Raw genomic sequence first — 13,066 nt, forward strand, 5'->3', positions numbered from 1 at the left:
GCCCACCATAGCTGCGCTTGCGCTCGGCGGGACGCAGGCGCTGGAAGGTGTCCGACACCGGCTCTTCGTCGCTGGAAAAGACATCTGCCTCGTCCTCCGCCTCGTCGGCATCCATACCTGGAAGAGGCGTGTCGGCGCGAGCCGGCTGGGAAGGCGCCGGCGTCGCCCTTTGCCAGCTCGGCTCGACCTTGGCGGCAGGTGGTGGCGCGGGCTGATAAGATTCAGGCTTTGCAGCGGGCGGTGCGGGCCAGGCCGATTCGGCCTTGGCCGGCTGCCGTGTATGGCTCGGCTGATTCTTGTTGCGATCGATCGATGAAAAGATGTGTTCCAGCTCCGCCAGCGGATCGGTCTCCGGCAGGCTCTTGGCATAGTCCCGCTCGACACTCGCGATCGCGTCTTCCAGCGAACGCATCTGCGTGGCTATGGCTTCGGCGGCCGGCGGCGGCGAATATTCCTCAAGCTTCTTCGCCAGCATGGTGCGAACGCTGGCATAGATGCGCGTACGCTTTTCCGGCGTCTCGTCGCCATGCTTGCCGAGCGCCTTTTTCAGAATAGCAACGTAATCTGCCATGCTTCAGTCGACCTGTATTTTGTTTCCGCGCCGGCCCCCGCAAATCGGCCGCGATGCCCGGAAAGGCTTCAGAAACTAGTCTTGAAACGGATCGGTCACAAGTATCGTGTCGTCGCGTTCCGGGCTGGTGGAAAGGAGTGCTACCGGGGCACCGATGAGCTCCTCGATGTAGCGGACATACTTGACGGCCTGGGCCGGCAGATCGTTCCAGCTGCGCGCGCCGGCAGTGGTGCCTTTCCAGCCCTCGAGCGTCTCGTAGACCGGTTCGACACGTGCCTGGGCGCCCTGGCTGGCCGGCAGATAATCGATCATCTCGCCGTCGAGACGATAACCCGTGCAGACCTTGATCTCGTCCAGCCCGTCAAGCACGTCGAGCTTGGTCAGCGCGATTCCCTTGATGCCGTTGACAGCGACGGCCTGGCGTACCAGCACCGCGTCGAACCAGCCGCAGCGGCGCTTGCGGCCGGTGACGACGCCGAATTCATGGCCGCGCGTGCCGAGGAATTCGCCGACCTCGTTCTTCTGCTCGGTCGGGAACGGACCCTCGCCGACGCGTGTCGTATAGGCTTTGGTGATGCCGAGCACATAGCCGATGGCGCCTGGGCCGACGCCGGAGCCGGCGGCAGCCTGTCCGGCAACCGTGTTCGACGAGGTTACGAACGGATAGGTGCCGTGGTCTATGTCAAGCAGCGTGCCCTGCGCGCCCTCGAACAGGATACGCTCGCCAGCCCGGCGCTTGTCGTCGAGGATCTTCCAGACCCGGTCCATATAGGGCAGGATGTCGTCGGCGACCGAGGTCAATTCCTGCATGATCGCGTCATGCGTGACTTCCGCATGGCCAAGCCCCCTACGCAGCGCATTGTGGTGCGTCAGCAGCCTGTCAACCTTCACGGGCAGTGTTTCCAAATCCGCCAAGTCCATCACCCTGACCGCGCGCCGGCCCACCTTGTCCTCGTAGGCGGGGCCGATGCCACGACGGGTCGTGCCAATCTTCGTCCCGGAATTGGATGCGGCGTCCTCACGGAATCCGTCCAGCTCCCGATGCAGGGACAGGATAAGCGCTGTGTTTTCGGCTATTTTCAGGCGATCCGGTGCGACTTCGACACCTTGCGCCTTGAGCTTGGCCACCTCGGCGACGAAAGCATGCGGGTCGAACACGACGCCATTGCCGATGATGGACAGCTTGCCCTGGCGCACGACGCCCGACGGAAGCAACGACAGCTTGTAAACCTTGCCGTCGACGACCAGCGTATGGCCGGCATTGTGGCCGCCCTGGAAACGCACCACGACATCGGCCCGCTCCGACAGCCAGTCGACGATCTTGCCCTTGCCTTCGTCACCCCACTGCGAGCCGACGACCACCACATTGGCCATGTTTCTTTTCCCTTGAGACGCCGCCAAGCGGCTTGAATATGGTTCGAAACGACAGGCCTCTATAACGTCAAGACCTCGCGAGCGCGACCTTTCTTTGCCGTCGAAAATGCCCTGAGGCACAACAATTTTCGGCTTTGACATCATTTACTTGGGCGAGTGACCGCAATAGGCCGGCAAACACCGCAGCTCCGGCGACTGGAATCCCGCGATGCATCGAAGCGCCTACATATTCCTGCTGCTCACCACCTTGCTCTGGGGCGGAAATTCGGTGGCCGGCAAGCTGGCGGTCGATCACGTCTCGCCGATGACGCTGGTCTTTCTGCGCTGGGTGCTGGCCGTGGCGATCATGCTGCCCATCGGCTGGAAGACCATCCAGAAGGACTGGCCGGTCGTCCGCAAGCACTGGTTCGTGCTGGTCGCCCTCGGCGCCAGCGGCTTCACCCTGTTCAACACCATCTTCTACACGGCGCTCAACTACACGACAGCGATCAATGTCTCGATCGAACAGGCGGCGATGCCGATCCTGATCATGACTGCCAATTTCGTCTTCTTCCGCCTGCGCGTGAACTGGGCGCAGATTGTCGGCGTCGTGCTGACCATCGCCGGCGTGATCCTCACCGCCTGCCATGGCGACCCGCGCCGGTTGTTGACGCTGGAACTCAATTTCGGCGACGCCATCATGCTGGTCGCCGTGTTTCTCTACAGCGGCTATTCGGTCGGACTGCGGTTGAAACCGGTGATGCATTGGCAGAGCCTGATGCTGGCCCTGTCGGTTGCGGCACTCGTCACTTCGCTGCCGTTCTTCCTGTGGGAGGTCGTCGCCGGCAAGGTCATCATGCCCGATGCGCGCGGCTGGACCGTCATCGTCTATACGGCGATCGGCGCCTCCGTCGTTTCGCAGATCTTCTACATCAGAGGCAACGAACTGATCGGCGCCAACCGCGCCGGCCTGTTCATCAATCTGGTGCCGATCTTCGGCACGCTGCTGTCGGTGCTGATCGTCGGCGAGACGTTCCACCTCTATCAGGCACTGGCTTTGGTGCTCGTGCTGGGCGGCATCGGGCTTGCCGAATACAGCGGGCGCAAGATGGCGGTGGCGGACCACCGCAGATGACATGTGGCGGCTGACGCTCTCCCCGTTGCAGCGATTCACGCGAACAGCATGGATCTAGCCAATGGCCCGGAAACAGCGGCATAAACCCTGCCGCGTCCTCACTTGGAACATTTCACCTCCAGCGGAGTTTGAACGGCAGGGAGGCGACATGATGAGCCCGAACCCTCGCAGCACGGCAAGCATTGCCGGTCACCCTATCCATCCCATGCTGATTCCGTTTCCGATTGCCTTTTTTGTCGGCGCCTTCGTTTGCGATCTTATCTTCTGGCGAACAGCCGATCCCGGATGGGTCACCGGGTCGCTTTGGCTTCTCGGCGCAGGCCTGATCGATCATGGCAGCCCTGGCTGCGCTTGCCGGCCTGACGGATGTTCTCGGCGATGTTCAGATCCGCAATCTCACGACGGCATGGCTCCATGCCGGCGGCAATGTACTCGTCGTGTTGATCGAGCTTTACAACTGGTACTCGCGGTATGCCGGCGGAGCGGCGGCCGTGATGCCAACCGGCTTCGTCCTATCGCTGATCGTGGTTCTCATCCTGCTGTTTACGGGCTGGAAGGGTTGGGAACTGGTCTACCGACATCGCGTGGCTGTCTCCGATGGATCCGACGAGTTGACCTGAACCGGCCGCCGCGGCGGCCGGCCTCAACGAGGGGGTCGGCGACCGCCTGTCCTCGATCACATCGCGTTGATGTCGAACTGCAGCCGCTTGGCCGAGTCGATCGACTTATGCGCCTTGACCTTTTCCAGCACGGCTTCCGGGAACGGCGCGTCGAGATAGAGCAGCGCTATGGCATCGCCGCCCGGCCGGTTGCGGCCGAGCTGGAAGTTGGCGATGTTGACGCCGTTCTCGCCGCAGACGGTGCCGAGCAGGCCGATGATGCCCGGCGCGTCGGCATTGGTGGTGTAGAGCATGTGCTGGCCGACCTCGGCATCGAGGTTGATGCCCTTGATCTGGATGAAGCGTGGCTTGCCATCCGAGAAGCATGTGCCGGCGATCGAGCGCGTCATGTGCTCGGTCTTCACCGTAAGCTTGATGTAGCCGTCGAACACGCCCGATTTGTCGCGCTTGACCTCGGCGACGATGATGCCGCGCTCCTTCACCATGATCGGCGCCGACACCATGTTGACGTCGGAGACCTGAGGCCGGATCAGCCCGGCGAGTGCGGCGCTGATCAGCGCGCGCGTATTCATCGTCGCGGTGGAGCCGTCGAACAGGATCTCGACCTCCTTGATCGGATCCTCGGTGACCTGGCCGACGAAGGCGCCGAGCACTTCGGCAAGCTTGACGAAAGGCTTCAGCCGCGGCGCCTCCTCGGCGGTGATCGACGGCATGTTGATGGCGTTGGAGACGGCGCCCTTGATCAGATAGTCGGCCATCTGCTCGGCAACCTGGAGCGCGACATTCTCCTGGGCCTCCGTCGTCGAGGCGCCGAGATGCGGCGTCGCCACCACATTCTCCATGCCGAACAGTTCGTTGTTCTCGGCCGGTTCGACCTCGAAGACGTCGACGCCGGCGCCGGCCACCTTGCCGCTCTTCAGCGCCGCGATCAGGTCGGCCTCGACGACCAGCCCGCCACGAGCGCAGTTAATGATGCGCACGCCCTTCTTCATCTTGGCGATCGCCGCGGCATCGATGATGTTGCGCGTCTTGTCGGTCAGCGGCGTGTGCAGGGTGATGAAATCGGCGCGGGCGAACAGTTCGTCGAGCTCGACCTTGTCGACGCCAAGCTCCTCGGCACGGCTGTCCGACAGGAACGGGTCGAACGCGATGACGTGCATCTTGAGGCCAACGCCGCGCGTCGCGACGATCGAACCGATGTTGCCGCAGCCGATGACGCCCAGCGTCTTGCCAGTGATCTCGACGCCCATGAATCGGTTCTTTTCCCATTTGCCGGCATGGGTCGAAGCGTTGGCTTCCGGTATCTGGCGGGCAAGCGCGAAGATCATTGCCACCGCATGTTCGGCTGTCGTGATCGAATTGCCGAACGGCGTGTTCATCACGATGATGCCCTTGCGGCTTGCCGCCGGGATATCGACATTGTCGACGCCGATGCCGGCACGGCCGATGACTTTGAGATTGGTAGCGGCGTTGATCAGTTTTTCGGTGACCTTGGTCGCCGAGCGGATGGCGAGGCCATCATACTGGCCGATCACTTCGGCGAGCTTTTCCTTGTCCTTGCCGAGATCGGGCAGATAGTCGACCTCGACGCCACGATCCTTGAATATCTGCACGGCGGTGGGGGAGAGTTTGTCTGAGACGAGAACGCGGGGCGCCATGGCGGCCTCCTTGAAATGGATTTGATCCTGATGGGAATGGGCGACCCGAAGGCCGCCGCGAATGATCTCAGGCCGCCGCTTTGAGCGACGCCTTCTGCGCGGCGAAGGCCCAGTCGAGCCAGGGCAGCAGCGCCTCGAGATCCGACGTCTCGACCGTCGCGCCGCACCAGATGCGCAGGCCGGGCGGTGCGTCGCGATAGGCACCGATATCGTAGGCGACGCCTTCCTTGTCGAGCACCGACACCAGCCCCTTGGCGAAAGCCGCCTGCCCCTCGGCGTCGAGCGCGGACACGTCCGGGTCGGTGAAGGACAGGCAGACGGACGTGTTCGACCGTGTCGCCGGCTGGACGGCGAGATGACCGAGCCAGGAGGATTTGCCGACAAAGCGATCGAGGACGGCCGTATTGGCATCCGCCCTGGCGATCAGCGCGTCGAGACCGCCGGTCGACTTCGCCCAGTTGAGCGCATCGAGGTAATCCTCGACGCACAGCATCGAGGGGGTGTTGATGGTCTCGCCCTTGAAGATGCCTTCGATCAGCTTGCCGCCCGAGGTCAGGCGGAAGATTTTCGGCAGCGGCCATGAAGGCTTGTAGGTCTCCAGCCGCTCGACGGCGCGAGGCGACAGGATCAGCATGCCGTGAGCGCCCTCGCCGCCCAGCACCTTCTGCCAGGAGAAGGTGACGACATCGAGCTTTTCGAAGTCGAGCCTCTGCGCGAATGCGGCGGAAGTCGCATCGCAGACGGTCAGGCCCTTGCGGTCCGCGGGAATGAAATCGCCGTTCGGCACGCGCACGCCCGACGTGGTGCCGTTCCAGGTGAAGACCACATCGCGGTCGAAATCGATCTTGGTGAGATCAGGCAGTTCGCCGTAGCCGGCTTCGATCTTGCGCACGTCGGCGAGCTTCAACTGCTTGACCACGTCGGTGACCCAGCCGGAGCCAAAGCTCTCCCAGGCGACCATGTCGACGCCGCGCTCGCCAAGCAGCGACCACAGCGCCATCTCGACCGCGCCGGTGTCCGACGCCGGCACGATGCCGATGCGGTAACCCGCCGGGACCTGGAGAATTTCCCGCGTCAGCTCGATCGCCTGTTCGAGCTTGGTCTTGCCGATCTTGGCGCGGTGGGAACGGCCGAGCGCGGCATTGTTCAGCGCCTCGACCGACCAGCCGGGACGTTTTGCACAGGGACCTGAGGAAAAATTGGGGTTTGCCGGACGGAGTCCGGGCTTCGTATGCGTCGTCATCGTGGTCTATCCTTCCAGATAGTGGCCCCTCGTTGGGGAGGGGTGGCCCACGGACGGCGATATGCGTTCAGACTTCGGGCGTCAAGAGGAAAGTTTTTGTCGCTGCCGGGATACCGGCGATCCCTGATCAGGATGTCGTGACTTCAGACGCAAACGGCGGACCCCGAAAGATCCGCCGTCTGCGTTTTCGTGCATGCCGTACCTACTACCAAAGATCGTAGCGCAGCCCAAGCTTGACCTGATGATTGCTGATCCCCTTGCGGATCGGATAGGAATCTAGGCTCTCGGCGGCTACATATTCGGCGTCCGGGGCGGAGAAATACTGATAGCCCAGGTCGACGGAAACGTTCTTCGATACCTGATAGGCGAGGCCCGCATTCAGCGTGTAGGCCAGCGAGTACTGGGTCTTGCTGTCACTTACAGCAAAATCGTCCGTGTCGTCGCCATTGTCGGTGAAATAGCTTGCCGACAGGGTGCGCTTGCTGCGGACGATGCCGATACCGGCGCCGAGATAGGGTGTGATGCCGACATAGGTGCCAAGATCGACATAGCCGTTGAGTATGCCCGACAAGGCGTAGTTCTTAAGGGATGCCGACGCCACGGTCGGCTCTGCGGCAGTCGCTGAATCGTCATAGCCGACGCCGATCTCGTTGCCGGGCAGATAGCCGAGATTGAGGTCGGCGCGCAGATAGTCGTTGAAATGGTAGCCGAAGCCGATGCTGGCAAAGATCGGATCTTCCTTGTCGCTGAAGGCTGCGGTTTCGGTGGCGAAATCATGATTGTCGAAGCTCTTCTGCGCCAGATAGGAGACGTCGCCGCGCAGATACCAGCCGGAACCGACCTCGACCGGGACGTAGTCGGGCGCCTGGTCGACATAGATCGGCGGATCGTAGTCGGCCGCGTGCACCGGCGTCAGCGGCAGGAAGGCCAGTGCACCGAGCGCCAGCGCCATACGCGATGTAAGTTTCATGGTCCCCGACTCCCGAATTTGGCGCAGCCCGCAATCGCAGCGGCAGCCATCGTTTCAAGGAGCATTGTTAACCATAGTGGTTAAGTGCCGGTTAAGGCTAACAGAGCGTTAGCGAATTCATTTCCCCTGTCGATTCCAGGCGGCCCAACGAAAAACCGCCCGGCTGAGGCCGGGCGGTTTGTGAAGAATGCAAGTAATGTAGATGCTGTTACTTGGTGTAGATCGGCTCGGGTTCGGGCTGGTAGGCCACGACCGGCGCGGCGCAACCGTTGCTGCCACCGAACTGGTAGCGCAGGCCACCGCGCACTTCGTGCGTGTTGATGCCACGATCGAAGCCGGGACCGGAGCTGGTGATGTTCCAGTCGAACATGCGGCCGCCCTGAATATGGGAGAAGCGGTAGCCGGCATCGAGAATGATCTTGTCGGTCAGGCAGTACGAAGCGCCGGCCATCAGACCGTAGGCGAAACGCCAGCTTGATCTGCCGGGATTGAACTCGGTGGTGTTCGGGTCATAGACATCATCCCACTTGACGCGGGCGCCGCCGATGCCGGCGCCAACGTAAGGCGTGATGCCATGGTAGGTGCCGAGATCGACATAGGCGTTGGCAAGCAGCAGCAGGGCGCTCATCTTCGATACTTCGGTCGAAGTACCGTTGATGTCCGAGGTGCCGCCGTTGAAGTTCGACTTGAACCAATAGTCGGCCGTCAGGTCGGTCCGGAAGTGGTCGTTGATCTTGTAACCAACGCCGGCACCGAGCGAGAAACCGCCCTTGAGCTTGCCGAAATCGAAACTTCTGGTGCCGGGCGTGACCGTACAGTTACAGGGATCGACGGTGTAGGTCATATAGTCGATGCCGCGCACGGTCGACTTGTGATAATCGATATCGCCGCGGATATACCAGCCGCCGACCTCGACCGGCTGCTCGTAGATGGCCTGAGGCGGAGCCTCTTCAACCATCGGCTCCGGCAGATCGGCCGCGAACAACGGCCCTGCCAACCCTGCGAACAGGAAGGCGAGCAGGGCCTTTCTTGCTGTCTTGAACATGCTTGTCACCCCTGAGAAGCTCGGAACGGCGAACCCGCCCGAAATGCGATTGGCTTTCAGTCGTGGATAATGAATTGCAAAGGTTAAAAGGCGTTTAACCCTGTTGCTTAACCACGAATCTCGAAACTTCTAGGGATAGGCGCGAGATTTACGGACACCGAACAAAGTGGCGGCTGACAAGAAAAAGCCCGCCGAGGGGCGGGCCTTGGACCGGTTAAGGGAGCGCGGCGCGCCTGGTTGTCAGATCCACGTCCTGCTGGACGCGCTGGGATCAAGCGGCGCTGCGCGTTTCCGAGATGATGTCCACTATGCCATTGACCACGGACTCGACCAGTTGCGGGTCGTCGCCTTCGGCCATCACGCGGATCAGCGGCTCTGTCCCTGATGGCCGGATAACCAGCCGTCCGGTCTTGCCGAGGCGGTTGCGGGCGTCTTCGATGGCGGCCTTGACCGGCGCCTCCTCAAGCGGCTTGCCGCCGGAAATGTGGACGTTCTTCAGGAGTTGCGGCACGGGTTCGAATTTCTTCGACAGTTCGCTGACCGGCCGCCCCTGCCGCTTGATGCAGGCGAGCACCTGCAGCGCCGAGACCAGGCCGTCGCCGGTCGTCGAAAAGTCGGACAGCACGATATGACCCGACTGTTCGCCGCCGACATTCAAGCCATGCGCACGCATATGCTCGACGACATAACGGTCGCCGACCTTGGTGCGGTGCAATTGCAGCTTCATGTCGCCGAGGAAGCGTTCGAGGCCCAGATTGGACATCACGGTTGAGACGACACCACCGCCGGCAAGCCGCCCGCTCTGGTGCCAGGATTCGGCGATCAGCGCCATGATCTGGTCACCATCGACGATCGCGCCGTTTTCATCGACGATGACGACACGATCGGCGTCGCCGTCGAGCGCGATGCCGATGTCGGCGCGCACTTCGTGCACCTTCTTTTGCAGGCCGGCCGGATGGGTCGAGCCGCATTCCTTGTTGATGTTGAAGCCGTTGGGCTCGACATTGATGGCGACGACTTCGGCGCCCAGTTCCCACAGCGCCTCGGGCGCCACCTTGTAGGCCGCGCCATTGGCGCAATCGACAACGATCCTCAAGCCGGCGAGCGACATCGAGCGCGGCAAGGTGCGCTTGGCGAATTCGATGTAGCGGTCATGCACGCCGTCGACGCGCTTGGCGCGGCCAAGCCCGTCGGAATCGGCGAGCGCCAGTTCGATATCCTTGTCGAGCATGCTCTCGATGCGCTCCTCGATTTCGTCGGAGAGCTTGTAGCCGTCGGGTCCGAACAGCTTGATGCCGTTGTCGTAATAGGGGTTGTGCGAGGCCGAGATCATGACGCCGATATCGGCGCGCAGCGAACGCACCAGCATGGCGACAGCCGGCGTCGGGATCGGGCCGAGCAGGAACACGTCCATGCCGGCGGCACAAAGACCGGCGACCATGGCATTCTCGATCATATAGCCGGAAAGCCTGGTGTCCTTGCCGAGCACGACACGATGTCGATGGCTGCCGCGCTGGAAGGAAAGGCCGGCGGCCATGCCGACCCGCATAGCGATTTCAGCCGTCATCGGAAACTTGTTGGCGCGTCCGCGAATGCCGTCCGTGCCGAAATAATTCCCTGCCATGCTAGTCAGCTTCCTCGACGTTTCTTCCCCGGCACGTCATGCCACAATTGGCCAGGGCGCTATGATCACATTGTGTGATTATACGTTACCAATCCTTAGAAAACCATTGTTGTGCACTGCACACACGTGGCCGCAACCTGACATGCCCAGACTGCCATGTTGCAATATACAAGTCATGCGAGCCTTTCAGCGCGGATGCACCAGGAAAATCTTGCTCTGAACCAGACAACGGACAACGATTTCATCACCTTATCGGGAGAAACCGGTTTTCGGCGATATATACGCCACTTAGCATCTGGCGCAACCGCCCGTTGAGCGATATTGATCTGCAGGGACGTATCATGGGCTGCTGCAACGGAGAAACGCTATGCTCATCCACCGACTTGCCACTTTGACCGGCCTCGCCGTCGCGACCTTGTTCCTGGCCGCGCCAGCCAACGCACTGACGATGGCCGAGTGCAGCACGAAATACAACGCCGCCAAGGATGCGGGGACACTCGCCGGCGCGACCTGGAACCAGTTCCGCAAGGCTCAGTGCGGCACCGACGCCGCCGCGACGACCGACGCCAAGCCGGCCGATACCACGAAGGCTGCCGAGACGAAGCCGGCCAAGGCAGCCAAGGCTGCCGCCGCTGCGGACGACAGCACGGCCAAGGGCCTGACGGCGAAGGAATGCAGCACCAAATACCAGGCGGCGAAGGCTGCCGGCACGCTGAACGGCATGAAGTGGAACGACTTCCGCAAGTCCGAATGCGCCGCCGGTGCATCCGCCGCTGCCGCCGCCAAGCCGGCAACCACCAAGGCTGCCGCGGCCCCCGCCGACGGCAAGGGTCTGAGCATGGCCGAATGCAGCACCAAGTATCAGGCCGCCAAGACGGCCAGCACGCTGAAGGGCATGAAGTGGAACGACTTCCGCAAGACCGAATGCGGCGCCGGCGCATCGGATGACGACACGGTGCCGGCCGCCGACGAGGCCAGCTACACCACGGAGCCGGCGAAGCCGACGACGGCTGCGCCCAAGGGCGTCAAGTTCCCGTCCGCGATCTCGGCGAAATATGCCAGCGAGACCCCCGGAAAGGGCCGCATGCACACCTGCCTCGACCAGTATTATGTCCTCAAGGACGCCAACGCGCTCGGCGGCCTGAAGTGGATCCAGAAGGGCGGCGGCTTCTACAGCCTGTGCAATGCCAAGCTGAAGGGCTGATCGCTTAGCCATAGTCTCCAAACAAAGGCCCGCGCATCGCAAGATGCGCGGGCCTTTTTTGTTGCGCGAAGACGCACGCTGCCTTGCTCGCATCTGCATGTCGCCGGGCTGCTGGCATCATCAATTCGCCTACACTGCCCACCGCCAAGCTCATCGGTAGTCCGTAAAGATTCTGGTTGAACATATAGAGAACAAACCATATACAAAAAGACGCCAAACTTATTATCAACCAGGAGGGTCTTATGCACGGTTTGAAATTGGCGGTATTGGCTGCGACCGCATTTGTCGCTTGGAGCGTCGCCCCCGCAAGCGCACTGACGATGAAGGAATGCGGCGAGACCTATCGAACAGCCAAGGAAGGCGGCACTCTGAACGGCATGGACTGGACGGCTTTTCGCAAGGAGAAGTGCGCGACATCAGCAGCGGACAGTGTCAGCGAGGATACGGTCAAAACCGAGCCGCAGACGAAAAAGGAAACCAGCGCGGCGGTCGCCCCCACTGTAGCGCCCGCGGGCGTGACATTCCCGACCACGCTGGCCGGCGAGTTCAAGACCGAAAAGCCCGCGAAGGCGCGCATGAAGACCTGTCTGCAGGGCTACCATGGCAACAAGGACGCGGGCACGTTGAACGGCCTTCGCTGGATCCAGAAGGGCGGCGGTTATTACAGCCTGTGCAATGCCAAGCTGAAGAGCTGAGCGACAAGGCATCTGAAGAAGAGAAGGCCTGCGAACCGCAGGGTTCGCGGGCCTTTTTGTTGCCTTCGAGGGCACGCCAGCGGCGACGTTGCCAATCTCCCCCCTTGCGGGGGGAGATTGGCTATCACCTAGGCTTTCGCCAATCGTCACCGTCGCAGATGCGAGGTCGCGGACAACTCCTCCTCAACGCCAAAAACAAAAAACGCCGCGGAGTAAGCCGCGGCGTTCGATGAAATCAGTGGTCAAGCTCAACTCGACGGCTGCGGTTCCATACCGCCTTCGGGCTCAGGACCCTTCTTTCGCCGGCCGCCGGACTTCGGCACGGCCGAGCCACGGCTCGGCGGCGTATCGTCGCCGAGGTCGCGCGCGGGCTTGTGGCCGGCGATCAACTGCTTGATCTCCTCGCCGGACAGCGTCTCGTATTCCAGCAGGCCCTGCGCCAGCGCGATCCATTCCTTCTTCTTCTTGGTCAGGATGGACTTCGCCGACGAATAGGCCTCGTCGATCAGGCGGCGCACTTCGGCATCGATGATCTGCGCCGTTTCTTCCGAGACGTTCTGCGTGCGGGCCACGGAATGCCCAAGGAACACTTCTTCCTGGTTGTCGCCATAGGCGACATGGCCGAGCTTGTCGGAAAAGCCCCAGCGCGTGACCATGGCGCGGGCCAGCTTGGTCGCCTGCTCGATATCCGAAGAGGCTCCGGAGGTGATGTTCTCCTTGCCGAACTTGAACTCCTCGGCGACGCGGCCGCCCATCATGATGGCGAGACGCGAGATCATGTATTTGTAGCTCATCGAATAGCGGTCGCCTTCGGGCAACTGCATGACCATGCCGAGCGCGCGACCGCGTGGAATGATCGTGGCCTTGTGCAGCGGATCGGCCGATGGCACGTTGAGCGCGAGAATGGCGTGGCCGGCCTCATGGTAGGCGGTCAGCTCCTTCTCGGCC

At 62.0% G+C, this 13,066-nt stretch carries 9 protein-coding genes and 3 pseudogenes; 4 read left to right on the top strand and 8 right to left on the bottom strand.

Annotated elements, in window-relative coordinates:
- Nucleotides 1-571 (bottom strand): annotated as a pseudogene (locus EN906_RS08065) (hypothetical protein); the annotation flags it as partial.
- A gap of 75 nt (nucleotides 572-646) precedes the next feature.
- Entirely contained in the window at nucleotides 647-1,945 is a 1,299-nt protein-coding gene (locus tag EN906_RS08070) for an adenylosuccinate synthase (RefSeq protein ID WP_127267133.1), read from the bottom strand.
- A gap of 208 nt (nucleotides 1,946-2,153) precedes the next feature.
- Here EN906_RS08070 and EN906_RS08075 point away from each other — a divergent pair, with 208 nt between their 5' ends.
- Together EN906_RS08075 and EN906_RS08080 are read left to right on the top strand one after the other, a co-directional pair.
- Complete coding sequence (locus tag EN906_RS08075; protein WP_127267134.1) at nucleotides 2,154-3,059, top strand: DMT family transporter; 906 nt, start codon at nucleotides 2,154-2,156, stop codon at nucleotides 3,057-3,059.
- A gap of 151 nt (nucleotides 3,060-3,210) precedes the next feature.
- A pseudogene (locus EN906_RS08080) lies at nucleotides 3,211-3,679 on the top strand (DUF2231 domain-containing protein).
- A gap of 56 nt (nucleotides 3,680-3,735) precedes the next feature.
- On the opposite strand, the gene serA reads toward EN906_RS08080, so the two are convergent.
- From serA to glmM, 5 genes are all read right to left on the bottom strand, one after another.
- Nucleotides 3,736-5,337 carry a phosphoglycerate dehydrogenase gene (serA, locus tag EN906_RS08085; protein WP_127267135.1) on the bottom strand — a complete coding sequence of 534 codons (1,602 nt, stop codon included), beginning with the start codon at nucleotides 5,335-5,337 and terminating at the stop codon, nucleotides 3,736-3,738.
- Between the two features lie 67 nt (nucleotides 5,338-5,404).
- Nucleotides 5,405-6,580, bottom strand: a complete 1,176-nt coding sequence (locus tag EN906_RS08090) for a phosphoserine transaminase (RefSeq protein ID WP_127267136.1) — start codon at nucleotides 6,578-6,580, stop codon at nucleotides 5,405-5,407.
- 205 nt (nucleotides 6,581-6,785) lie between these two features.
- A complete protein-coding gene (locus EN906_RS08095; protein ID WP_127267137.1) occupies nucleotides 6,786-7,550 on the bottom strand; it encodes an outer membrane protein in 765 nt (254 codons plus the stop codon).
- 208 nt (nucleotides 7,551-7,758) lie between these two features.
- Nucleotides 7,759-8,595, bottom strand: coding sequence for an outer membrane protein (locus tag EN906_RS08100; RefSeq protein ID WP_127267138.1), 837 nt, complete (start codon nucleotides 8,593-8,595; stop codon nucleotides 7,759-7,761).
- A gap of 271 nt (nucleotides 8,596-8,866) precedes the next feature.
- Nucleotides 8,867-10,219: a phosphoglucosamine mutase gene (gene glmM, locus EN906_RS08105; protein WP_127267139.1), complete on the bottom strand. Its 1,353-nt coding sequence runs from the start codon at nucleotides 10,217-10,219 to the stop codon at nucleotides 8,867-8,869.
- Between the two features lie 367 nt (nucleotides 10,220-10,586).
- On the opposite strand from glmM, the gene EN906_RS08110 reads away from it, so the two are divergent.
- Nucleotides 10,587-11,423, top strand: coding sequence for a hypothetical protein (locus tag EN906_RS08110; protein ID WP_127267140.1), 837 nt, complete (start codon nucleotides 10,587-10,589; stop codon nucleotides 11,421-11,423).
- Nucleotides 11,424-11,665: 242 nt separating this feature from the next.
- Complete coding sequence (locus EN906_RS08115) at nucleotides 11,666-12,118, top strand: hypothetical protein (protein WP_127267141.1); 453 nt, start codon at nucleotides 11,666-11,668, stop codon at nucleotides 12,116-12,118.
- A gap of 248 nt (nucleotides 12,119-12,366) precedes the next feature.
- Here the strand turns inward: EN906_RS08115 and EN906_RS08120 are convergent.
- Nucleotides 12,367-13,066, bottom strand: a pseudogene (locus EN906_RS08120) (cell division protein FtsH); the annotation flags it as partial.

The sequence above is a fragment of the Mesorhizobium sp. M7A.F.Ca.CA.004.06.1.1 genome, assembly GCF_003999135.1.
In the GTDB taxonomy this organism is placed as follows: Bacteria; Pseudomonadota; Alphaproteobacteria; order Rhizobiales; family Rhizobiaceae; genus Mesorhizobium.